Below are 25,195 nucleotides of genomic sequence, written 5' to 3'. Positions count from 1 at the left end.
TTAGAGCACATGTCAACAGCCTTTTTTATCTTATTTTATTTTATTACTTCTTTTCCACCCATATAAGGTCTTAATGCCTTAGGTATTACTACGCTGCCGTCTGCTTGTTGATAGTTTTCAAGTAGTGCAGCAACTGTTCTTCCTACAGCTAAACCTGAACCATTTAAAGTATGAACATATTTTGGCTTATCTTTTGGGTTATCTTTGTATTTTATATTAGCACGTCTTGCTTGGAAATCTTCAAAATTACTACAGCTTGAAATCTCAACATATCTATTATAACTTGGCATCCAAACTTCAATGTCATATTTTAAAGCTGCTGTAAATCCTAAATCTCCTCTGCATATTCTAACTACTCTATAAGGTAATCCTAAAATTTGCAGTGCTTCTTCTGCATCGTGGGTTAACTTTTCAAGTTCATCATAAGATTGTTCTGGTTTAGTAAACTTAACCATTTCAACTTTATTAAATTGATGCTGTCTTACAAGACCTCTTGTATCTCTACCAGCTGAACCTGCTTCTGATCTAAAGCATGCACTATAAGCAACATGTTTTATTGGTAACTTATTACCATCTAGTACTTCATTTCTATAGAAATTAGTTACAGGTACTTCTGCTGTAGGTATTAAGAAAAAGTCATTATTTGAAACGTTAAATGCATCCTCTTCAAACTTTGGGAGCTGGCCTGTTCCTATCATACTAGTCCTATTTACCATGTATGGAGGGAATAATTCTTCATAACCATGCTTTTCTGTATGCAAATCCAAATAATAAGTTATAACAGCTCTTTCAAGCTTTGCTCCCAGCCCTCTATAAAATGTAAATCTTGATCCAGCGACCTTACTTGCTCTTTCAAAATCAAGTATATTTAAGTCAGTACCTAAATCCCAATGAGGTTTTATTTTAAAGTCAAATTTAGTAGGCTCTCCCCATTTTCTTATTTCTACATTATCTGCATCTGATTCACCTGCTGGAACTGCTGGATTTGGTATATTAGGCAGCCTAAGCATTATGTATTCTATTTTTTTATCTATATCTGCAAGATCAACATCATAACCTTTTATAGTATCGGAAAGTTTTTTCATTTCAGCCATTATATCATCAGTATTCTTTCCTTCCTTTTTCAACTTTGGTATTTGAGCTGAATCTTGGTTCCTCTTATTTTTTAAAGCCTCAACTTCAACTAAGATTTTTCTTCTATTTTCATCTAATGATAAAACTTCATCTATGGTCTTAGGGTCAAACTCCTCACCCCTATTTTGTAATGCTACTTTTACCTCTTCAGGATTATTTCTAATTCTTTTTAGATCTAACACTTTAAATTCCTCCTTAATTATATATATTTTTGCATTTAATATAAAAAAAGCCTTTTATCCCTATAAAGGGACGAAAGACTTCCGCGTTGCCACCCTGATTAATCAAAATAAATTAAATTCATTTTGGTTCTCTTAAAATTATAACGGCATTACCGTACTGTTTTTATAGCAGTCACTCCGAGGTGGATTCACAATATATCCGTATCAGTTTTCACCAATAATCACCACTGACTCTCTTAAACTTCAATATCATTACTAGCCTCATCTTAGGTTTAACTTGTAGTTTTTACTTAATTATATATACTTTAATTATTTATGTCAATAATTATTTTAATTCATTCATGTAAACGTAACTATACACTTATGGAGCACCTTTACTCACAGTTTTAGTGCATATTATGTCGATTCCTGTGTTTAATATATTTGTGCATACTATATCGCCGCATTTTATAGGAGCACCAACATGCAATCTACTTAGTGCCTTTGAACACTCTATCCACATAGATTTATCTAAAGGTTTATTGCTTTTAACAGGTATTACATTACATTTAGCTCCTTTTATTCTCACGAGTGTAGTTAATGTAGCTTTATTATTATTCATTTCCACATTCGCATATTTTATACCTTGGTTACATAGATTTCCTGATACTTCTATTTTACCATCATATTTATCTATGTCCAGTATACATCTTTTATTACATTTAGGACAAATACACTGTCTTATCAATTTAACTCCCCCATTAAATCACATATCATCAAATTCTTTTATTCGTCCAGCTATAAGCTTTGAATCCTTAGATTTCTTAACAACATCAGTCATATTTTTATTCATTTCCCTTGCTAGAATCTTTACTATTTTACTTAGACATTGAGTTCCCATACACTCACCAAATGTTACACCAGTTCTTCTTTTAACTCCTTCTAAAGTACGTGCACCTAAAGGTCTTCTTATTGCATCTATTATTTCACCTTCAGTTATTTTATTACAGTAACATATTATCTTGCCATAACTTTTATTTAATTTTATAATCTTTTTTCTGTCATCATTGGATAAATCCCTAAACTTATAAAATTCTCTTCTCTTATCTATAAAATCTTTCTTTAATACACAATTGAAATTATTAACTATAATTTCACATACTATTTTTGCTATAGCAGGTGTAACCGTAACTTGAGCATAACTTTTACCGTTTACACTTATATAACCATTTTCAATAAAACTGTCATCTATAATTAAAGTATCATTATAAAATGGGATTTCATAAAATTGATTTATATTCTCTCCTTTTATACAACTATTAAACTTAAGAATTTCATTTAAAGCTTCATCATAATTTATATCATCATCTGACTTTACATAAACTCCAGAATTTCCTCCAATTGTAGGTGTTATATAAACTTGATTGCCGTTTTTCTCCAAGGCAGCTACTATACCATTAAATGTTTTTTTAAAGTTATTATTAAGTAGGAAGTACCTTTGGTTACTTCTGTTTTTATTTGTCTTATTTAAACTACCTATGCTGTAGTTTTTACCCGGTGTTGTATTTAACACCATATTACACGTAAACTTATTTTTATTAGTTACTACCCTGAAACCCTTGGATATTTTTTGTATATCTAAAACTTCTTCTTCAAGTTTAAAATTAACTCCATTATCAAATGCTATTTCTCCATAAGCTAAAGCTAAGTCATAGGGCTCTATTACTGCAGTATTCTTGGAGTATAGTGCCATATTTACTTTACCAGCTAAAGCAGGCTCTATTTTAGAAACCTCATCACTACTTAATAAATATACATTATCTATTCCGATACTTTGGGCATTATTATACATTTCTATAAGTTTATCTTCATCTTTTTTATCTTCTGTAATAATCATATAATTATAATCTTTTAAATTTACATTAAATTTTTTAGCCATTTTTCTTACAAGCTTATTACCTGAGGCCTCCAATTTTGACATTATGTTATTTTGACATTCTAGTCCATCATATATTATAGCTGAATTAAATAATGCAACATCATCTGCTATATCATAATCTTTTTCAATAAGGGCTATATTTAAACTATATTTTGAAAGTTCATAAGCAGCAGCACACCCAATCACTCCACCGCCTAATATAAGTACATCATAATCCATATTAACAAACCTTCCTTATTAAAAACTCAATTAGAGAATTAATAATGTATAATGACAGCAGAACCATCTGGAACAAACTTGAATATCCAGCCTGAATCCTGAGTCGATACTCTAATACTACCATAAGCTATATTAAATTCAAATTTATTCTTTCCATATTCTATTATATTACCTTTTTCATCTAGTGGTATAGAGTGTATTAAATAATTTGAAAAGAATTTAAGATAATATCTTTTTTGACCTTCGTAATTATAACTTCCTCTGCTGTTTATATAAAACGTACCTACTGGAACTTGGCTATAAGAATGTTGTTCATCATTCAAAAAATAAGGAATGGTTTTTATAACTTTATTTTTCTTTATAACATTGATATTTGAAGAATTTAAATCGACATCCAATATATATTCTGTATCTTTATAGATAACATCTTTTAAATCATTTTCTTTTATCCAGCCAAATCTTCCATTTTTATTTTCTTCACAATAAACATATCTATTTTTTTTATAGTACCCTATTACTTCTTCATTTTTACCCAAAACATATTTTACATTATGTACATTAGAACTATCATCATATACTTTTGTATTATCCAATTTAGTATAGTACGATATTTTCATATTATTGCACACAGCTTCTCTACTTTTATCACTTCCGTATGCATTTTCCTTATTAAAATTTGTATTGAATAAAGGGCAAAAAATAAAAACACAGGTAAGTATAAAACTATACATAAAGATTTTTTTCATTGTAAAATCCTCCAACATATAACTACTGGTATTATTTACAACAATCTTATACCTTAAACCTGTATTTTTTAATTTCTATAATTTGACTCTATTATAATTTGTAAACAGCTCTATTATTTTTTCTTTACTAATAGGCTTATTTAATATAAAATCTACTTTACTAACTTTATCCTCTTTAAAACTTCCAATCCATCCTGTCATAAGACAAAAGTAACTGTCTTTATATAAGTCCTTTACCATACTAGCTACTTGTAATCCATTAATATCCGGCATACAGAAATCACATATGACAATATCATATCGTCTTCTGTGTATTTCTTGTTCTATATCTTCACATCCACAACTTTTCACTTTACAATTAGCTATAGATTTTATCATATCTGCTACTACACTTCTTATCTGCGGTCTATCATCTATTATTAAGATACTTCCATTAAAGTCTATTTGTTTATCATTTAAGTTATCATTAACATTTATAAGTTCTGTCGATATAGGCAGCTCAATTTCAAATGTCGTGCCAACATTTTCTTTACTAAACACCCTAATAAATCCATCATGTGATCGTATTATTTCATAAGATACACTAAGTCCTAACCCTGAACCTTTATTTCCTTTAGTAGTAAAAAAAGGATCAAATACTTTTTCTGTAACTTCTTTACTCATCCCTATGCCATTATCACTTATGCGTAATATCACTTTTTGTTTAACACACTTACTACTTATGCTTATAATACCTCCACTTGGCATAGCATCTACACAATTTCTTATAATATTTATAAAAACTTCTCTTATTTCAGTTGAATTTCCTTTAATTTTAGCTTTTGAATTAAGTGAAATAGACATTCCTACTTTTATTCCATTTGCAGCACTTTCCATAAGCCACTTATTTTTAGTAAGCTCTACTGCATCTGTTACTAAATCATCAATATCAAATATTTTTGTATCGCTTTTATTGCACTGTTTAAAAATCTTTTTAACTTTACTCGTTATATTCATTCCATCATAAGCACAAATTTCTATTATTTTCAGTTGTTTTAATAAATTTCTATCATTTATTTTATCCTTTAAAAGTTGTGTACATCCAATTATGGGTGTTAATATATTATTTATATCGTGAGCTATTCCTCCTCCAATTTCGCCCATAAGCTTTGATTTTTCATTCTCTATAAGCTTACTTTTTAAGTTAAAATTCATATATTGATGCTGTATTATACAAAATGCGGCTTTACATATTGACTGTATATATCTTAAATCAAATTCTGACATATAATTATGATATCTTCCTACATATATAAAGCCTTCCGCTGTATTATAGTATTTTGCATATACTACTGCACATGATTTAATTCCAATCTTTTTAAAACATTTTTTTACGGATTCATCTATATCACTATTTGCATTTATTAATACACATTTTCTAAACTTTAGTTTTTCAATATTTGCAGCTAAATAAGTTTTATACTCTTTAGTTATTCCACTAGAAACATCTAGACTAAAAACATCATTTTCCTCATTATTTAAAGTATGAATTATACAAAAGTCTGCATCACAAACATTTACTAGTTCATTTATCACAAAGTCTTTAAATTTATTTTTTTTTATATTCCGCGGTATTTTGTAAAACATATTGTTAAATGATAGTATGGCATTATCTTCACATTTCAACCTTTCACTATATTTAAGTGATGCTACTGCTTTATCAATTTCGTCTGGACAAGAAAATAAAACTTGTGAATTTTGATTTTCAATTACGATATCATCAAATTTTCTTAAAAAACTTTCGATATCTGGAAAATCATAAATAACATTATACATATATATAACATTACATACATTTTTATTTGAATATGAAAATATATCCTCAACACATTTTTTTATTTCACTTAACTTACTAAATCTTTTAGATATACTCTTGAAGTCCCAGATGACATGAAGCTTTTCCTTAGTCTTAGCGATTATATTCAACATATGTAAAAATTGCAGTGGATTTACACCCAAATCAACCACATCATAATATTCAATATTTAAACATCTGCTTTTGAAACAATTCGTTATTAAATTTTTTCTGCCGCCATACATATTTATAATATCTTTATGCAGCATACTATCTATAAATATAATCACTTTCTCATTGTTTAAAAGACTTTTAAGTATAAAGTTTCTAATAATTTTAGGCACATGTTTTTCAATATTTAATTTTTCAGTTTCTACACACAGCAACTTTTTACACTTATCTTTAATAACTAATTTATTATATATACTTTTCATACTATACCTCACATTAATCTATAAATACATTCGACATGTTTTTTATAAATCCTTCTATTTATATAAAAATTTATAAACCTTTATATAAACTTTTTCATTAATGGAACTAATTAATAATCCTGTAATCATACTTATCTTGTAAAATTAAAAAATACTTTATTATATATATATACACATATATAATAAAAAAACACTTAACTTTTGAAAATCAAGTGTTTTTTTATACATTTTATTTATTCAAAGAATCTATTACTTGTCCTAGGCTATTTATATACTCCCCATATTGAGACCATTCTCCACTTTTTTGTGCATTAATAGCTTTATCATATAATTCTTTAGCCTGTTTAATATACTGTGCTTTAGAATTATCTACAGCACCAGTACCCTGTTTATTATCTTGTTGTTTTTCGCCAGCATTATCACTATCATCATAATTAAATAATTGTTCAAGTGCACTATCTATACTTTCTGCAATAACCATATTGTTTCCATAAGACACTATAACCCTCTTTACTTCAGGAATACTATTCTTACCATTTGCTCTTAAATACATTGGTTCAACATATAAAAGAGAATTATTTATAGGAACTATCATGGTATCACCAAATTGAACTTTAGATCCATTTTTATTCCATAAAGATAATTGTTGAGATATAGTAGTATCCTGATTCAATTTTTGCTTAAATAAATATGGACTATATATTGTCTTCTGCGGCGGAAATTTATATACAACCAATTTTCCATAGTTGTCATTATCCATTCTAGCTCCAAACAAAGCAACCATATTATCTTTATTTCTCATATTAAAATACTGTAGTAATATCATTTCTTCTTTTTCTTTATCAGGCAGCTTCATTACTACATAAGGAGATTCAGTTGAGTTCTTCTCTCCTTCAACTTGTTTTTGATTTTTAGCTACTTGCCATAAATCTTCTCCATTATAAAATACCCCTGGATCTGTCATATGGTACTTTCCAAAAACATTACATTGAATATCAAACATATCCTGTGGATATTTAAAATGCTGTTTTATATCTGGAGATAACTGTGACGTATCCTTAAATAGTCCTGGAAAAATTTTAGAATAACTATTTATTATAGGATCACTTTTATCAACAATATAGAAATTTGTATCTCCGTTTTCTGCATCAATTACAACTTTTACAGAATTTCTTATATAATTTACATTATTTTGAGGTTCTGAAAAAGGATATGCATCAGATGTAGTATACGCATCTAATATCCAATAAAGTTTTCCATTACTTATCACTACATAAGGATTGGAATCATATTTTAAAAATGGAGCTATCTTCTTTGCCCTATCAACTACATTTCTATTTATTAATATTTTACTATTACTAGTTATATCTCTAGATAAAATAAAATTAAAATCCTTTTGATTAATTGCAAACAGGAGCCTATTCATAAAGTTCAACTTTATTCCAGCAGTACCATCATATTTATTCATTTGATTATTTCCACCTTGTGGATAATCAAACTCATTCAATTTAGTATCAACTACTGCATAATCATTAGTCTTTTCTCCAAAATAAATTCTAGGATTATTTAGCTTTATATCTGTGCTATTTTGCGGTGGAATATCTTTTATAACAAAATCAGGCTGACCTTCTGATGTAACTGAATTAACCTTATTCATTACAACTCCATAACCATGTGTATATATAAGATGTTTATTTTGCCATGTACCTGGATCTAACGACTGTGTATTTACTTCTCTAGCAGCTATAAAAACTTGATTAAGCTTTCCATCTATATTATATCTATCTACATCTACATCATTAAATCCGTAATAATATCTTATAATTTGAACCTGGTTATAAAATTCTAATGCTTGATTAATTGAATTTATCCTTATATTATTTATAGTATCTTTATTTGATTCTAAATCTTGTAAACTTAAGTCATCCTTAACCTCAAAAGGTTCAACTTCAGTATTGTTTATATTAAATGCTTTTCTAGTATAGTCTATATTATATTTTATATATGGCTGTTCTAAAGTTTTTTCATTAGATTTAACTAAAAAGTTCTGAACTCCAATTGCAGTTACATTTTCCAATACAATTAGTATGGCTATTACTCCTATAGATAAAAATATAGGTTTTGCTTTTGACTTAACTATGCTCCAAAATATAATTCCAGCTGCAATAATAGAAGTTACAATTACAATCTTATAAAAAAATAGACTAACGTGTATATCCGTATAACTTGCACCAAACGCTACTCCCCTACGGCTGTATACTAGATTCAGAGACTTAAGTACATATCCTATTGATACACACAGCATTAAAAGTGATGCTATTACAGCAAGTTGTTTACCTGCAAATTTAGTAAGACCATTATTTAATATACTTATAGGTGATAATCTTATTTTAAGTTTTCTTGTAGATACTAATTTATCACTAATAACTAGACTGAAATAAACTAAAAAAGTAATAAACACAAGAACTAATAATAAACTTACTGCACTATTAAATAATGATTGTATAAGCGGCAATTTAAATACATAGAAAGATACATTTATATGGAATATTGGATCAGATGTATCAAACTTAACAGAATGGGTAAACTGTAATATCCTATACCAATAGGTTACAGAAAATACATATGATATAACAAAAGATATTATAAAATTAAATGTAAAAAATACTTTTTTTCTTATAGAATCTCTTCGTGAATTTACTTCTACTACTTTTCTATACTTTATAATGCTCATATGTAAGCTTTTATAGTACATCCAAATTGCTATAAAACTTACTATAAAAATTGGAATCATAAGTTTGACTACTGCTATAATTTTAGTAAAATATACAGATAAATACCCTACTTCCTTAAACCATTCTATATTTACTATAAAATTGGAAATCTTATTAAGGAAAATTAATAATATAAATAATAAAAACAAGCCAATTCCTAATGCAATCTTTTTACTAAACTTCATGTCGTCACCTCTTTCATTTTAAATATATTACATAATATCAATCTAATCTGATACTAAATAATTCTTTTTCTTTAAGTCATTTATTATATTTTGAATTATACTATAATTTTCAGCTGCAATTGTATGCAGATGTAATCCCCCTGTGAGTATCAAAAGTGGTTCTGCTTTATACTGATTAACCTTTTTTATAAAATTTTCAACATCATAAAAGTTTTTAAGCATAAGCATACCTTTTATTTCTCCATATATTTTATGCTCTACGATTACATCTTCAACAATGCCTCCATACTTTATTATAGTTTTAAGTTCATCTTCTATATCTTCAGTATTATGAGAAACTGCTATAACTTTCTTAATTAAATTTGTCTCTTGTTTAGAAATTATATAACCATCTGGGGTAGCTATTACTTTCTTACCTTCTGCTCTAAGTATAGCAATATCCTTTACTATTACTTGTCTTGTTACCCCTAAGTTTTCAGCCATTACATGTCCTTTTTGTGGTTTATCACTCTCATTCAATAATTTTTCTATATACTTTCTTCGTTCAATTGAATTCATAAAAACCTCCATGACCATCTTTATTAATATAAATAAAATATAACTTATCAAAAGTGCCTTAGTTTCTACTATCACATTGTCTTAATATATCCAGTTCTATATCATCCTGTATCTTAAAATTATTATGATTTTCTACTAAATATAACAACCTTTCCTGCTCATTATAGTTTTCAAGTATCTTTTTGCCTATTTTATCATGATTGTAATACACATTTACTTTTTCTATGTTAGAAAACCTTTCAAAATAACCATTAGATATATTATCGGCTATAACCATAATCGACTTATCAATTGCATTAAGTTTTTTATGTATCTTACCTATATCATGCAATAGTGCTGCTTTTATTAACAAGCTTGAATTAACATTTTTTAATTCGCATTCACTTTTTACATCATATGCAACATTAATACAATGCTTTTGTTCACTCATAGTTAATTTACTAAATAAATTAAATTCATCATTATTCAAATTATTTCTTATAAATTTTATATCATCTTGAGTTAAGTTAGAATTTATAGCCCAATAAAATTGTTTTATTCTATAAAAGTTCATAATTAAAACTCCTTATTGTCTATATAATTATATTTTAGTTCAATACAAACAAATTGTAAAATAAAAAAAGTATCTATAATAATAAAATATTACAGATACTTTTTATGGTGGAGATAAAGAGACTCGAACTCTTGACCCTCTGCGTGCAAGGCAGATGCTCTCCCAACTGAGCTATACCCCCATATGGTGGACCTTCAGGGACTCGAACCCCGGACCAACCGGTTATGAGCCGGTTGCTCTAACCAACTGAGCTAAAGATCCTAACAATATAATTGTATTTATACCTGGCAGCGACCTACTCTCCCGCAGGGTCTCCCCTGAAGTACTATCGGCACTGTAAAGCTTAACCTACCTGTTCGGTATGGGAAGGAGTGTTACCTTTACGTCATTACCACCAGATTTACTTTAAAAATTGCTATAAGCTTCACATTACTGTTCGCTTCTATCAATTTTTATTGTTAATTGATACTTTATTTGAGAAAATTGTTCTCTCAAAATTGCACAGTTAAGTTAAAAGTCAAATTAAATGATTTAAGTTAATTTGGTCAAGCCCTCGACCTATTAGTATCAGTCAGCTGAACATGTTGCCATGCTTACACCTCTGACCTATCAACCTTGTGTTCTTCAAGGGGTCTTACTAGCTTATGCTATGGGAAATCTAATCTTGAGGTGGGCTTCACGCTTAGATGCTTTCAGCGTTTATCCCGTCCCGACATAGCTACCCAGCCGTGCTCCTGGCGGAACAACTGGTACACCAGAGGTCAGTCCATCCCGGTCCTCTCGTACTAAGGACAGCTCCTCTCAAATTTCCTGCGCCCGCAGCGGATAGGGACCGAACTGTCTCACGACGTTCTGAACCCAGCTCGCGTGCCGCTTTAATGGGCGAACGGCCCAACCCTTGGGACCTACTTCAGCCCCAGGATGCGACGAGCCGACATCGAGGTGCCAAACCTCCCCGTCGATGTGGACTCTTGGGGGAGATCAGCCTGTTATCCCCGAGGTAGCTTTTATCCGTTGAGCGATGGCCCTCCCACGAGGTACCACCGGATCACTAAGCCCGACTTTCGTCCCTGCTCCACCTGTATGTGTCGCAGTCAGGCTCCCTTCTGCCTTTGCACTCTTCGAACGATTTCTAACCGTTCTGAGGGAACCTTTGGGCGCCTCCGTTACTTTTTAGGAGGCGACCGCCCCAGTCAAACTGCCCGCCTAACAATGTCCCGTGGCCAGTTTCATGGCCTCCGGTTAGAATCTCAGTACTGTCAGGGTGGTATCCCAAGGATAACTCCGCTAGGGCTGACGCCCTAGTTTCTAAGTCTCCCACCTATCCTGTACAGACAATACCGAAACTCAATGTTAAGCTGCAGTAAAGCTCTACGGGGTCTTTCCGTCCAACTGCGGGTAGCAAGCATCTTCACTTGCACTACAATTTCGCCGGATTTGCTGTTGAGACAGTGCCCAAATCATTACGCCATTCGTGCGGGTCGGAACTTACCCGACAAGGAATTTCGCTACCTTAGGACCGTTATAGTTACGGCCGCCGTTTACTGGGGCTTAAGTTCATACCTTCGCTTGCGCTAAGTATTCCCCTTAACCTTCCAGCACCGGGCAGGCGTCAGCCCCTATACTTCAGCTTTCGCTTTAGCAGAGACCTGTGTTTTTGCTAAACAGTTGCTTGGGCCTATTCTCTGCGGCCGTCCGTAAGGACGGCACCCCTTATCCCGAAGTTACGGGGTCAATTTGCCGAGTTCCTTAACAGCAATTCTTCCGATGGTCTTAGGATTCTCTCCTCACCTACCTGTGTCGGTTTGCGGTACGGGCACCAGTTTCCTCCATAGAGACTTTTCTTGGCAGCGTGGAATCGGATACTTCTTTCTTAGAAAAGAAATCCCTGTAACACCTCAACTAATCCCAGCGGATTTACCTTCTGGGCACGTCTAAGTGCTTAGACACACATCCAACAGTGTGCACATCCTATCCTCCTGCGTCATCCCATCTGTCAAATGGAAGCTGGCGGTATTGGAATGTCAGCCAATTGTCCATCACCTACGCCTTTCGGCCTCGGCTTAGGTCCCGACTAACCCTGGGAGGACGAGCCTTCCCCAGGAAACCTTAGGTTTTCGACCAATAAGATTCTCACTTATTTCTCGCTACTTATGCCAGCATACTCACTCCTGTACAGTCCACCGCTCCTTACGGTACAGCTTCAATCCATACAGGAAGCTCCTCTACCACTCTTTCGAGTCCATAGCTTCGGTGGTAAGTTTTAGCCCCGGACATTTTCGGCGCAGGATCTCTCGACTAGTGAGCTATTACGCACTCTTTAAATGAGTGGCTGCTTCTAAGCCAACATCCTAGTTGTCTTAGAAATCCCACATCCTTTACCACTTAACTTACACTTTGGGACCTTAGCTGATGATCTGGGCTGTTTCCCTTTTGACCGCGGATCTTATCATTCGCAGTCTGACTGCCGAGATACGAGTATATGGCATTCGGAGTTTGATAAGGTTCAGTAACTGTTTTCAGCCCTTAGCCTATTCAGTGCTCTACCTCCATTACTCAATCTCGACGCTAGCCCTAAAGCTATTTCGAGGAGAACCAGCTATCTCCGAGTTCGATTGGAATTTCTCCGCTATCCACAGCTCATCCCATGGTTTTTCAACACCAACGCGGTTCGGACCTCCACGGAATTTTACTTTCGCTTCATCCTGTCCATGGATAGGTCACTCGGTTTCGGGTCTGCAGCATGCAACTAGTCGCCCTATTCAGACTCGGTTTCCCTTCGGCTCCATACCTTAAGTATTTAACCTTGCTGCATACCGCAACTCGCTGGCTCGTTCTACAAAAAGCACGCCGTCGCACTTAAATGTGCTTCGACCGGTTGTGGACACACGGTTTCAGGTTCTATTTCACTCCCCTTCCGGGGTTCTTTTCACCTTTCCCTCACGGTACTGCTTCACTATCGGTCACCAGGTAGTATTTAGCCTTGGGAGGTGGTCCTCCCAGCTTCCCACAAGGTTTCACGTGTCTCGTGGTACTCTGGAATAGATCTAACTTAAATTTCTTTTTATTTACAGGGCTTTTACCTTCTGCGGCGGAGCCTTCCAGCTCTCTTCAATTAGGAAATAAAAGTGTTTATGATCTACCCGCAACCCCAGGAACAAGTTCCTGGTTTGGGCTCTTTCTCTTTCGCTCGCCGCTACTTAAGAAATCGATTTTTCTTTCTCTTCCTCCGGGTACTTAGATGTTTCAGTTCCCCGGGTTTGTCTCTATAAACCTATGAATTCAGTTTAAAGTACATGACGTTAGTCATGTGGGTTTCCCCATTCGGAAATCTCCGGATCACAGGCTATTTGCGCCTACCCGAAGCTTATCGCAGCTTATCACGTCCTTCTTCGACTCCTGGTGCCATGGCATTCACCATGCGCCCTTTGTAGCTTGACCTTTTGTTCAAAAATTACTACTAGCTTCGTAATACTGCTTCAAAACTCTCCCTGCGGTGCTCATTTACATAAGTAAACTCCGCTCCTCGCTCAAGTTTTTCATTGTCTTGCTCGCTATTATTAATTTTTGTTTCATAATTGATATATTATTACACCAACTATAACTATAAGAATCTTTTAATTCTACAAAGTACGATTAATTATATTAATCTTTATTCAGTATAAATATTCTTTTTAGAATAAATATACATGAATATGCTTTACTTTTAACTTATTTTCTCTGTGCAATTTTCAAAGAACAATTTTTGAGAGTGATGACAGATAATTAATTCATTATCTGTTAAAAACCATTTAGGTTTTTAATCCCTCAAAATCAAACAGAGTATAATAAAACCAGTCTTTTAAGATAGAATTAACTATCTTACGACTCCTTAGAAAGGAGGTGATCCAGCCGCAGGTTCTCCTACGGCTACCTTGTTACGACTTCACCCCAATTATTAACCCCACCTTCGGCCGCTGGCCCCTTACGGTTGCCCCACGGACTTCGGGTGTTGCCAACTCTCATGGTGTGACGGGCGGTGTGTACAAGGCCCGGGAACGCATTCACCGCGGCATTCTGATTCGCGATTACTAGCAACTCCAGCTTCATGCAGGCGGGTTTCAGCCTGCAATCCGAACTGAGGTGAATTTTGAAGTTTGGCTCACCCTCGCGGGTTTGCATCTCTCTGTATTCACCATTGTAGCACGTGTGTAGCCCTAGACATAAGGGGCATGATGATTTGACGTCATCCCCACCTTCCTCCCGGTTAACCCGGGCAGTCTCACTAGAGTGCTCAACTTAATGGTAGCAACTAATGATAAGGGTTGCGCTCGTTGCAGGACTTAACCTAACATCTCACGACACGAGCTGACGACAACCATGCACCACCTGTCTCCCTGCCCCGAAGGGCTTCCCTAATTACAGGTAATTCAGGGGATGTCAAGTCTAGGTAAGGTTCTTCGCGTTGCTTCGAATTAAACCACATGCTCCGCTGCTTGTGCGGGCCCCCGTCAATTCCTTTGAGTTTTAATCTTGCGATCGTACTTCCCAGGCGGAGTACTTACTGCGTTTACTGCGGCACAGAAGGGGTCGATACCTCCTACACCTAGTACTCATCGTTTACGGCGTGGACTACCAGGGTATCTAATCCTGTTTGCTACCCACGCTTTCGTGCCTCAGCGTCAGTTACAGTCCAGAAAGCCGCCTTCGCCACTGGTGTTCTTCCTAATCTCTACGCATTTCACCGCTACACTAGGAATTCCGCTTTCCTCTCCTGCACTCTAGATATCCAGTTTGAAATGCAGTCCCCAGGTTGAGCCCGGGGTTTTCACATCCCACTTAAATATCCGCCTACGCACCCTTTACGCCCAGTAAATCCGGACAACGCTCGCCACCTACGTATTACCGCGGCTGCTGGCACGTAGTTAGCCGTGGCTTCCTCCTTTGGTACCGTCATTATCGTCCCAAAAGACAGGGCTTTACAATCCGAAAACCTTCATCACCCACGCGGCGTTGCTGCATCAGGCTTTCGCCCATTGTGCAATATTCCCCACTGCTGCCTCCCGTAGGAGTCTGGACCGTCTCTCAGTTCCAATGTGGCCGATTACCCTCTCAGGTCGGCTACGCATCGCTGCCTTGGTAAGCCGTTACCTTACCAACTAGCTAATGCGCCGCGGGCCCATCTCAAAGTGGATTTCTCCTTTGGTTATTTTACCATGCGATAAAATAACTTTATGCGGTATTAATCTCCCTTTCGGGAGGCTATCCCCCTCTTTGAGGCAGGTTGCCCACGTGTTACTCACCCGTCCGCCGCTAGATCCATTCCCGAAGGAATTTCTCTCGCTCGACTTGCATGTGTTAGGCACGCCGCCAGCGTTCGTCCTGAGCCAGGATCAAACTCTCAATTTAATTTCTTATATATAAACTCTTTCCAGAGTTTCAAGTTCAATTTAAGCTCATTTACTTACTTTTAAGCTGTTTTCACAGCTTTCAAAAGAATTGCTGGTTTATTATTCTCTTCTCTGTTTGATTTTCAAGGTTCATCATCGCTTTATTTAAGCGACTTCTATATGTTATCACATACATTAAAACTTGTCAATAACTTTTTTTTAATAAGTTATTTGTCACAATCAAGCGACTTTTAAATCTTAACATAATAAAATTAACTTGTCAATATATTAATTTAATTATTTTTAAGTCTTAATGTTTTGCCACTCGTAAGCGACAAGTGTTATTATATCAAACTTGTTCTTAAATGTATAAATTATTTTGATATATACTTGAATATATATTACTTATACTTTATTTTTCTTCATATTTCTCATTTTTTTATATGTTGATACACTAGGAAATGTTTATCTACCTTGTAGAACTAAAAATTGGCCTATACTTAAGTGTATAAGCCAATTTAAAAGGATGTTTTTTTTATTCATTCTCATTATTTATTTTAGCCATAGCTACTACTTTTTGTTCTTCTTGCGTTTTCATAAGTGTAACACCCATTGTATTTCTACTAGTAATTGAAATATCAGCTGCATTTATTCTTATAGCTACATTACTACTATTTATAAGCATTATTTCATCTTCATCTTTAACTACTCTTGCACCAACTATATGACCAGTTTTTTCACTTACTTTGTAGGTTATCATGCCTTTTCCGCCTCTTTTGTGAGGAGTATATTCATCTACAGATGTTCTCTTTCCAAATCCATTTTCACTTACAACAAGAATGTCTCCTTGAGTATCTACAATCTCCATAGCAACAGCTATATCACCATCTCTTAAAGTTATAGCCTTAACACCTGTTGCTATTCTGCCCATAGGTCTAACATCTTTCTCGCTAAATCTTATGGCATATCCATTTCTAGTAAATACCAAGACTTCACTTTCTCCTGTTGTCATTCTTACTCCTATAAGTTCATCTCCATCTTTTAAATTTATTGCATTTAATCCTGTTTTTCTTATAGAGGAATATTTACTTATTTGAGTTTTCTTAATTAGTCCTTTTCTTGTTCCCATTATAAAGTAATTTTTTTCATCAAATTCTTTAAATGTTATAACGGCCTGAATCTTTTCATTAGGTCCTATTGGTATTAAATTTATTAAATTTGTACCCTTAGCTGTTCTTCCTGCTTCAGGTATTTCATAAGCCTTTAATTTATATACTCTACCTTTATTTGTGAAAAATAATATGTTATTATGTGTGGACGTTATGAATATATGTTCTACAAAATCATCTTCTTTTGTAGTCATTGCCTGTATTCCTTTTCCACCTCTTTTTTGGGATGAATAAGTATCTGCTAATATTCTCTTTATGTAACCACTATGAGTAAGGGTTATTACTACATCTTCCTCATGTATTAGATCTTCAATATTTATTTCATCCGCACTTTGTTCTATCTTAGTTCTTCTCTCATCGCCATATTTGTTTTTTATCTCTATGAGCTCTTCTTTTATTATGTCTAGTACTAATTCTTCTCTTGCTAGTATATCGTTAAAGTGTGCAATACTTTTTTCAAGCTCACTATACTCTTGCTCAATTTTTTCTCTTTCTAATCCAGTAAGCCTTTGCAGTCTCATATCCAAAATAGCCTGTGCTTGTTTTTCAGAAAGTTCAAATCTACTTATAAGACCAATTTTAGCTTCCTGACCAGTTTTTGATCCCCTAATTAGTTTTATTACTTCATCTATGTTGTCTAATGCTATCTTCAATCCTTCTAAAATATGTGCACGAGCTAAAGCTTTATCTAAATCAAACTTAGTCCTTCTTCTTATAATTTCTTTTTGAAAGTCTAAATAGTGTACTAATATTTCCTTTAAATTTAGAACTTTAGTCTCATTGTTAACCAATGCAAGCATTATTACACCAAATGTATCTTGAAGTTTAGTATGCTTATAAAGTTGATTTAGAACTATATTTGCATTTACATCTCTCTTAAGTTCTATTACAACTCTCATGCCTTCTCTGTCACTTTCATCTCTAATGTCTGAAATTCCTTGTATTTTTTTATTTTTAACTAAGTCTGCAATGTTTTCTATTAACTTTGCCTTATTTACCTGATATGGAAGTTCATTTATTATTATTTTGTTTTTTCCTTTTTCGTCTTCTTCTATATCTGTTTTAGCCCTTACTAATATTTTTCCTCTACCTGTATTATAAGCTGACCTTATTCCAGAAACACCTATAATTACACCAGCTGTAGGAAAATCAGGACCCTTTATTTGAGTCATAAGTTCATCTATTGTAACTTCAGGATTATCTATGAGCATAACTATTCCATTTATAACTTCATTTAGATTATGCGGAGGTATATTAGTTGCCATACCCACGGCAATGCCTGCTGAACCATTAACAAGTAAATTAGGAAATCTTGAAGGCAGTACAGTAGGCTCTTGTTCTTCACCATCAAAGTTAGGCATAAAATCAACAGTATTTTTATTTATGTCCCTAATCATTTCCATGGAAATCTTGCTTAATTTTGCTTCAGTATATCTCATTGCAGCTGCACTATCTCCATCTACTGAACCAAAATTTCCATGACCATCAACTAAAGTATATCTTATAGAAAAATCTTGAGCTAATCTAACAAGAGCATCATAGACAGATGAATCTCCATGTGGGTGATATTTACCTAAAACATCTCCGACAATTCTAGCACATTTTCTATAACCCTTATCAGGTGTAATACCAAGTTCATGCATAGAATATAAAATTCTTCTATGAACAGGCTTTAAACCATCTCTTACATCAGGAAGTGCACGGCCAACTATAACACTCATAGCATAATCTATATAACATTTTTTCATTTCACTACTAATGTCTACTGGTAAAATTTTTCCTTCATCAAACATCTATTCCACCTCTTTATATATCTAAGTTTACAACATTTTTAGCATTTTGCTGGATAAATTCTCTACGGGGCTCAACTTTATCACCCATAAGTACAGTAAAAATTTGATCAGCAGCCATAGCATCATCAACATTAACTCTAAGAAGAGTTCTCTTTTCAGGATCCATAGTAGTATCCCATAGTTGTGCAGCATCCATTTCTCCAAGACCTTTGTATCTTTGAATATTAGTATTAGAGTCTTTTCCACCAAACTCTTTAAGTACTACTTCTAATTCCTTGTCTGAATAAGCGTATATCTCTTTCTTACTTTTACTAACCTTGTAAAGAGGAGGTTGTGCAATATAGACGTGTCCTTGTTCAACTAACTCTCTCATATACCTAAAGAAAAATGTCAATAAGAGTGTTCTTATATGAGCTCCATCTACATCGGCATCTGTCATCATTATTATCTTGTCGTACCTTATCTTTTCTATGTCAAAGTCTTTTCCTATACCAGCTCCAAATGCTGTTATCATTGCTCTTATTTCCGCATAGCCTAGTATCTTATCTATTCTTTGTTTTTCTACATTCATTATTTTACCACGCAAAGGAAGAATTGCTTGGAAGTTTCTATTTCTCCCTTGTTTTGCAGATCCTCCGGCTGAATCACCCTCAACCAAGTAAATTTCACATTCCGATGGATCTTTAGATGAACAATCTGCAAGTTTTCCAGGAAGAGAAGTATTCTCCAAAACAGATTTTCTCCTTGTAATTTCCTTAGCACGTCTAGCTGCTTCCCTGGCATGAGATGCCAATAACGACTTATCTAAGATTGCCTTAGCAACTTGAGGATTTTCTTCTAGAAAGGCACTAACATTTTCACCTAATACATTGTCAACTATTCCACGTACTTCACTATTTCCCAACTTTGTCTTAGTCTGCCCCTCAAATTGTGGATCCATTAATTTAACAGATATAACAGCTGTAAGTCCTTCTCTTATATCTTCTCCTGCAAGGTTTTTATCGTTTTCCTTTAATATTCCAAACTTTTTTGCATAGTCATTAAATACTCTTGTTAACGCAGATTTAAATCCTGCTAAATGTGTTCCACCTTCAATAGTATCTATATTATTTGCAAAAGCAAATATGTTTTCAGTATAGCTATCGTTGTATTGAAATGCCATTTCAACTGAACAATCATTTTTAATTCCTTCAACGTATATTGGTTCCTTATGAATTACCTGCTTATTTCTATTTAAGTATTTTATAAAAGACTTTATTCCACCTTCATAGTGGAAAGTTTCTTTTTTATCATTTCTTTCATCACTTAGAGTTATTCTTATACCTTTGTTTAAAAACGCTAATTCCCTTATTCTCTTTACTAAAGTATCATAATCATATTCTGTCTCTTCAAATATTTCACTATCAGGTTTAAAGTAAATTTTAGTACCATGTTCACAACTATCACCAATTATATCTAGTCCTGTTACCGCTTTTCCTCTTTTATAAACTTGTTTCCATACATGTCCTTCTCTTTTTACTTCAACTTCACATACTTCTGAAAGTGCATTTACAACAGATGCTCCTACACCATGCAAACCACCAGAAACCTTGTATCCGCCTCCACCAAACTTGCCACCTGCATGAAGTATGGTCATTATAACTTCTACAGTAGGTTTTTTCATTTTAGGATGCATACCTACAGGCATTCCTCGCCCATCGTCTACTACAGTTATTGAGTTATCAAGATGTATGTAAACTTCTATATTTTTGCAAAATCCCGCTAGAGCTTCATCTATACTATTATCTATTATTTCATACACTAAATGATGAAGTCCTGTTTGACTTGTACTCCCTATGTACATTCCAGGCCTTTTTCTAACGGCTTCTAATCCTTCTAAAACCTGAATTTGACTTTCATCATATGCTTGCTTATTTTGTTCTAACATACTCATCCTCCTTTAAAGTTCATAATACAGAGTTTCTGATCTCTTAGCTAATGTGGATGAAGAAATTGGTGACAGGTAAATTTTACTTTTCTTATCAACTTCAGCTATGATAAAAGATTTAGGCTTATCTTTAGTAATTCTCTCAATAAAACCATCTTCTTCAGCCATCCTCAGAAACTGAATGGTATCAGAACTGTACATTGAAGTCTCCATATCAAAAATTCCAATTATATCCTTTATAGGTACAACTACATTTTCACCTAAATGTAAAAACATAAAAAATCTCCTTTCGAAACTTTAAGCCATTTTAACCTTACCTTTTTGTACAATAAAAAGATAATATTCATCTTTTAAATACTTTTTTATATCTCCAATTCCAGTACATGTTATAAAAGTTTGTATATTATTTATTGAATTCAATATATACTTTTGTCTACTTGCATCAAGTTCTGATAAGACATCATCTAAAAGGAGCACCGGGTACTCTCCTGTTACATCCTTTATTATTTCAAATGATGCAAATTTAATAGTTAAAACTGACGTTCTTTGCTGTCCTTGAGAGCCATAGTTTCTCACATTCATGTCATTAATCTTTACTTCAAAATCATCTTTATGCGGACCAAACGAAGTCGACTTTCTTTGAAAATCTTTAGCCCTACTTTCCTTTAATTTTTTTAACATATTTTCTCTGGGATTTTCTACATTACCGACATTAGTTATATAATTCAACTCTAACTTTTCTTTTCCAGATGTTATATCCTTATGTATTATTTTACCCTTTTCTTCAAGTTTTTTTACATACTTATGTCTTAAATTAATTATTTCCGAACCATACTTTGATAGTTGTTCATCATATATATCCAGCATATTAAGCTGTTTTTGATTTGAACTTTTTAATATCATATTTCTTTGAGTTAAAACTTTATTATACTGCTGTAAATTAAAATAATATCTTTTACTTAATTTGCAAAGCTCTATATCTAAAAACTTTCTTCTGTAACTTGGTGATTCCTTAACAATTTTTAAATCATCTGGTGAAAACATAACAACATTCAGAACTCCCATAAGTTCTGACATTTTATTTACTTTGATTGAGTTTATATTTATACCCTTTTTTCCTTCTTTAAATATTTTAATTTCTATTTTTTTATCTAACCTGTCTTTGACAACATATAAACTAAGATAGGCTTCTTTTCCATTCCAATTTATGAGTTCTTTATCTCTACTAGTCCTTTGGGACTTTCCTATACTGCAGTAGTAAATCCCTTCTAGAATATTTGTTTTGCCCTGGGCATTATCTCCTATAAAAATATTCGTATTTTTATTTAATTCAATATTGGTTTCTTTATAATTTCTAAAATTGACGAATTTTAAATATTTAATATACATAAAAAACACCTATCATAATTATACCATAAAGCAGCTATTGTACAATTAACAATAAAATTAACTCCTAACTAAATAATTTTATAATCATTGTCACAAAAGTTAATTATGTCACCTTTTACTAACTTTTTTCCTCTTCGAGTCTCAATACTTCCATTGACCTTTACATTTCCAGATAATATATGCATTTTAGCTTCCGAGCCTAAACTTACCGCACCGCACCATTTTAAAAAAGAATCTAATTTTATAAAGTCTGTATTTATTTTAATTTCATTCATTTAAACTATCTCCTACTTAAAATTAATTTTTTGATAACCTTACAGGCAAAACAAGATATATACAATTATCTACTTCTCTATTCTTTATAATACAAGGACTTATACTGCTTGAAAATTCCATGATTATCTCATCTTCATCCATAGTTTTCAATACATCTATTAAGTATTTTGAATTAAATGCAATTTCAAGTGAGTCTCCTTGCAAAATTATACTTGTTTCTTCTCTGACCATTCCCAATTGAGAATTAGATGTTATAATCATACTTTCATCTTGTATACTCAATTTTATAAGGTTTGTATTACCTTCTTGAGCCATTAATGAAGCTCTCTCTATAGAATTTAATAACTCTACTCTTTTTGCTGTTACTTTTAGGTTAAATTCGTTTGGTATTATTGAATTGTATTTAATAAATTCACCTTCTAAAAGTCGAGATATTATTTTAGTTTCATTTATGTTAAATAAAATGTGATTAGGTGTAAATGTAATTTTTACATCGTCTTTTTCTTCTAATATTTTTGATACTTCACTTAATGTTTTTCCTGGTATTACTGCATTTATAGTATTATCAGTATCTAGATTTTCTGATTTTAAGGCTAATCTATAACCATCTAGTGCAACTAAATTTAACTTTTTTTCTTTTATTTCAAATAAAACTCCTGTAAGTATTGGTCTAGTTTCATCTATAGCAGTAGCAAATATAGTACTTTTTATCATATTTTTAAGTATTTTTTGAGGTATAGAAAATATATCATTTTCATTAATACTAGGTAATGGTGGAAAGTCAGATGGATCCATATATATTAAAGTAAATCTTGATTTTTGACATAGTATTTCTACTGAATTATTATTTATGGTATTTATATGTATATCATCATTTGGTAACTTTCTTATTATTTCTCCAAATATTTTTGAATCTAATACAATGCTGCCTTCTTCATATACTTCAGCTTCTACTTTAGTTTGGATACTTAAGTCTATATCTGATCCTATTAAAGTTAGTTTACCATCTAATGCTGTTATCAAAATACCATTTAATATAGGCAGTGAAGATTTTCCTGTAATTGATTTTTGAACTATTGATATTCCATTTTGAAGTATACTTTTATTGCACACAAATTTCATTAATTATATCCTCCTTATTCACAGCATACCTTTTTGTAAATATAGATAAGATAATAAGATTATATTAGTAGTAATAGTAGTAGGGGCTGTGATTATGTTAATATCTTGTTAATCCGTTGAAAACACTAGAAAATAGAAAAAAATAATTGTGGATAAGTAAAACATATTTATGTAACTTTATCCACACAATTAACATTTAACTAAGTATTGATTTTTTATTAACAGGATATTCTTTAAAAATTATAAACACATGTTGATAACTATTTTTGATTAATCCTCTTTGTTAAATCATTTACTGCACTTTGCAGACTTTCATCAGTCTTTAAATTTTGAGATATTTTATCATAAGCATGTATTACTGTAGTATGATCCCTACCTCCAAATTCTTCACCTATCTTAGGAAGTGACATATCTGTTAATTTTCTAGAGAGATACATAGCTATTTGTCTTGGGAAAGCTATGCTTCTAGTCCTTCTAGAAGACTTAAGATCTTCTACTTTTAAGTTGAAGTAATTTGATACAACGTCCTGGATTAATTCTATGGTAACTAATTTGGATTGTCTGCTTGATATTATATCTTTTAGTGCTTCTGCAGCTAATTCAATACTTATTTCACTATTAGTTAAAGAAGAAAATGCTACTATTCTAATTAAAGCACCTTCTAATTCTCTTATGTTTGATTTAATTTTTGTAGCTATGTATACCATAACCTCATTAGGTATATTTAAATGTTCTACATCAGCCTTTTTTTTGAGTATTGCCATTCTTGTTTCAAAATCAGGAGCTTGTATATCAGCTATAAGTCCCCATTCAAAACGAGAGCGTAATCTATCTTCAAGAGTAGGTATTTCTTTAGGTGGTCTGTCACTTGATAATATTATTTGTTTGTTTGCTTCGTATAGAGCGTTAAATGTATGGAAAAATTCTTCTTGAGTTCTTTCCTTGCCTGCAATAAATTGAATATCATCTATAAGAAGCACATCTATGTTTCTGTACTTATCTCTAAACTCTACATTTTTATCGTCTTTTATAGAGTTTATAAGTTCATTAGTAAACTTTTCTGAAGAAACATACATAACTTTACATTTAGAATTATTTTGTAATATGTAATGACCTATTGCATGCATTAAGTGAGTTTTACCAAGTCCAACGCCTCCATATATAAAAAGAGGGTTATAAGCCTTAGCGGGTGCTTCTGCAACAGCTAAGGATGCTGCATGGGCAAATCTATTACTATTACCTATTACAAAAGAATCAAAAGTATATTTAGGATTTAACATTGCAGACATTTTTTCATTTACAGAAATATTAATAGAACTTTTTTTCACTTTTTTGCTTTTGGAGTCATCAGATGTATCCTCTTCCGATAATATAAGAAAATCTATAGTATATTTTTTAGAACCTATTAATTTTAATGAATTTGAAATAAGATCCTTATATCTTGTATTTAATATTCCGCGTGTAAAATCATTTGGAACGCCTAATTTTAATGTATCTTTATCAATAGAAATAGGAGTTATGCTTTTAATCCATGTATTGAAACTTACTTCGGTCAATTCTCCTTTTATTATGTTTAAAGTTTTTTCCCATATTTCCTTTAAATGGGCATCCAT

At 32.6% G+C, this 25,195-nt stretch carries 15 protein-coding genes, 2 tRNA genes, 3 rRNA genes and 1 other annotated feature; all 20 genes read right to left on the bottom strand.

All coding sequences use genetic code 11. The features are described 5' to 3' along the window. Positions 1–35: 35 nt before the first annotated feature. The 20 genes from serS to dnaA all read right to left on the bottom strand — a co-directional run bounded on the left by serS (position 36) and on the right by dnaA (position 25,195). Positions 36–1,316, bottom strand: coding sequence for a serine--tRNA ligase (gene serS / locus EBB51_RS00100; RefSeq protein ID WP_123052587.1), 1,281 nt, complete (start codon positions 1,314–1,316; stop codon positions 36–38). A gap of 63 nt (positions 1,317–1,379) precedes the next feature. Continuing rightward, positions 1,380–1,593: a binding site (T-box leader), on the bottom strand. Positions 1,594–1,677: 84 nt separating this feature from the next. Then, complete coding sequence (locus EBB51_RS00095) at positions 1,678–2,043, bottom strand: DUF1667 domain-containing protein (protein ID WP_123052586.1); 366 nt, start codon at positions 2,041–2,043, stop codon at positions 1,678–1,680. A gap of 18 nt (positions 2,044–2,061) precedes the next feature. Continuing rightward, positions 2,062–3,453, bottom strand: coding sequence for an FAD-dependent oxidoreductase (locus EBB51_RS00090; RefSeq protein ID WP_123052585.1), 1,392 nt, complete (start codon positions 3,451–3,453; stop codon positions 2,062–2,064). 38 nt (positions 3,454–3,491) lie between these two features. Next, complete coding sequence (locus EBB51_RS13755) at positions 3,492–4,199, bottom strand: L,D-transpeptidase (RefSeq protein ID WP_243103863.1); 708 nt, start codon at positions 4,197–4,199, stop codon at positions 3,492–3,494. A 75-nt stretch (positions 4,200–4,274) separates the two neighbouring features. Beyond that, entirely contained in the window at positions 4,275–6,467 is a 2,193-nt protein-coding gene (locus EBB51_RS00080) for a hybrid sensor histidine kinase/response regulator (protein WP_123052584.1), read from the bottom strand. A 229-nt stretch (positions 6,468–6,696) separates the two neighbouring features. Continuing rightward, entirely contained in the window at positions 6,697–9,426 is a 2,730-nt protein-coding gene (locus EBB51_RS00075; protein WP_123052583.1) for a UPF0182 family protein, read from the bottom strand. Positions 9,427–9,468: 42 nt separating this feature from the next. Then, entirely contained in the window at positions 9,469–9,984 is a 516-nt protein-coding gene (locus tag EBB51_RS00070; protein WP_123052582.1) for a transcription repressor NadR, read from the bottom strand. Positions 9,985–10,042: 58 nt separating this feature from the next. Then, positions 10,043–10,537 (bottom strand): HDIG domain-containing metalloprotein, encoded by a 495-nt coding sequence (locus EBB51_RS00065; RefSeq protein ID WP_123052581.1) that lies wholly within the window; start codon positions 10,535–10,537, stop codon positions 10,043–10,045. Positions 10,538–10,642: 105 nt separating this feature from the next. Then, positions 10,643–10,718 (bottom strand) — tRNA-Ala (locus tag EBB51_RS00060). A gap of 3 nt (positions 10,719–10,721) precedes the next feature. After that, positions 10,722–10,798, bottom strand: a tRNA-Ile gene (locus tag EBB51_RS00055). Positions 10,799–10,819: 21 nt separating this feature from the next. Beyond that, a 5S ribosomal RNA gene (gene rrf, locus EBB51_RS00050) occupies positions 10,820–10,936 on the bottom strand. Positions 10,937–11,078: 142 nt separating this feature from the next. Further along, a 23S ribosomal RNA gene (locus tag EBB51_RS00045) occupies positions 11,079–13,978 on the bottom strand. 434 nt (positions 13,979–14,412) lie between these two features. Next, a 16S ribosomal RNA gene (locus EBB51_RS00040) occupies positions 14,413–15,925 on the bottom strand. Together the 16S, 23S and 5S rRNA genes with 2 tRNA genes alongside form the textbook arrangement of a ribosomal RNA operon. 516 nt (positions 15,926–16,441) lie before the next feature. Then, positions 16,442–18,868 (bottom strand): DNA gyrase subunit A, encoded by a 2,427-nt coding sequence (gene gyrA / locus EBB51_RS00035; protein ID WP_123052580.1) that lies wholly within the window; start codon positions 18,866–18,868, stop codon positions 16,442–16,444. A 13-nt stretch (positions 18,869–18,881) separates the two neighbouring features. Beyond that, positions 18,882–20,795 carry a DNA topoisomerase (ATP-hydrolyzing) subunit B gene (gyrB, locus tag EBB51_RS00030; RefSeq protein ID WP_123052579.1) on the bottom strand — a complete coding sequence of 638 codons (1,914 nt, stop codon included), beginning with the start codon at positions 20,793–20,795 and terminating at the stop codon, positions 18,882–18,884. A 12-nt stretch (positions 20,796–20,807) separates the two neighbouring features. Further along, a complete protein-coding gene (locus tag EBB51_RS00025; RefSeq protein ID WP_123052578.1) occupies positions 20,808–21,071 on the bottom strand; it encodes an extracellular matrix/biofilm biosynthesis regulator RemA family protein in 264 nt (87 codons plus the stop codon). A 21-nt stretch (positions 21,072–21,092) separates the two neighbouring features. Beyond that, entirely contained in the window at positions 21,093–22,184 is a 1,092-nt protein-coding gene (recF, locus tag EBB51_RS00020; protein ID WP_123052577.1) for a DNA replication/repair protein RecF, read from the bottom strand. Positions 22,185–22,252: 68 nt separating this feature from the next. After that, positions 22,253–22,459: a S4 domain-containing protein YaaA gene (gene yaaA, locus EBB51_RS00015; RefSeq protein WP_123052576.1), complete on the bottom strand. Its 207-nt coding sequence runs from the start codon at positions 22,457–22,459 to the stop codon at positions 22,253–22,255. Positions 22,460–22,481: 22 nt separating this feature from the next. After that, positions 22,482–23,582: a DNA polymerase III subunit beta gene (dnaN, locus tag EBB51_RS00010; RefSeq protein ID WP_123052575.1), complete on the bottom strand. Its 1,101-nt coding sequence runs from the start codon at positions 23,580–23,582 to the stop codon at positions 22,482–22,484. A 260-nt stretch (positions 23,583–23,842) separates the two neighbouring features. Continuing rightward, positions 23,843–25,195 carry a chromosomal replication initiator protein DnaA gene (gene dnaA / locus EBB51_RS00005; RefSeq protein ID WP_123052574.1) on the bottom strand — a complete coding sequence of 451 codons (1,353 nt, stop codon included), beginning with the start codon at positions 25,193–25,195 and terminating at the stop codon, positions 23,843–23,845.

Origin of the sequence: Clostridium sp. JN-1 (genome assembly GCF_003718715.1) — a bacterium.
In the GTDB taxonomy this organism is placed as follows: domain Bacteria; phylum Bacillota; class Clostridia; order Clostridiales; family Clostridiaceae; genus Clostridium_AV.
This window is presented reverse-complemented; position numbering and strand designations above follow the sequence as displayed.

Excerpts from the sequence above, each read along its gene's own strand:
- EBB51_RS00090 (WP_123052585.1), bottom strand. The coding sequence starts at position 3,453 with ATGGATTATGATGTACTTATATTAGGCGGTGGAGTGATTGGGTGTGCT.
- EBB51_RS13755 (WP_243103863.1), bottom strand. The coding sequence starts at position 4,199 with ATGAAAAAAATCTTTATGTATAGTTTTATACTTACCTGTGTTTTTATT.
- EBB51_RS00080 (WP_123052584.1), bottom strand. The coding sequence starts at position 6,467 with ATGAAAAGTATATATAATAAATTAGTTATTAAAGATAAGTGTAAAAAG.
- EBB51_RS00075 (WP_123052583.1), bottom strand. The coding sequence starts at position 9,426 with ATGAAGTTTAGTAAAAAGATTGCATTAGGAATTGGCTTGTTTTTATTA.
- EBB51_RS00070 (WP_123052582.1), bottom strand. The coding sequence starts at position 9,984 with ATGAATTCAATTGAACGAAGAAAGTATATAGAAAAATTATTGAATGAG.
- EBB51_RS00065 (WP_123052581.1), bottom strand. The coding sequence starts at position 10,537 with ATGAACTTTTATAGAATAAAACAATTTTATTGGGCTATAAATTCTAAC.
- gyrA (WP_123052580.1), bottom strand. The coding sequence starts at position 18,868 with ATGTTTGATGAAGGAAAAATTTTACCAGTAGACATTAGTAGTGAAATG.
- gyrB (WP_123052579.1), bottom strand. The coding sequence starts at position 20,795 with ATGTTAGAACAAAATAAGCAAGCATATGATGAAAGTCAAATTCAGGTT.
- EBB51_RS00025 (WP_123052578.1), bottom strand. The coding sequence starts at position 21,071 with ATGTTTTTACATTTAGGTGAAAATGTAGTTGTACCTATAAAGGATATA.
- recF (WP_123052577.1), bottom strand. The coding sequence starts at position 22,184 with ATGTATATTAAATATTTAAAATTCGTCAATTTTAGAAATTATAAAGAA.
- yaaA (WP_123052576.1), bottom strand. The coding sequence starts at position 22,459 with ATGAATGAAATTAAAATAAATACAGACTTTATAAAATTAGATTCTTTT.
- dnaN (WP_123052575.1), bottom strand. The coding sequence starts at position 23,582 with ATGAAATTTGTGTGCAATAAAAGTATACTTCAAAATGGAATATCAATA.
- dnaA (WP_123052574.1), bottom strand. The coding sequence starts at position 25,195 with ATGGATGCCCATTTAAAGGAAATATGGGAAAAAACTTTAAACATAATA.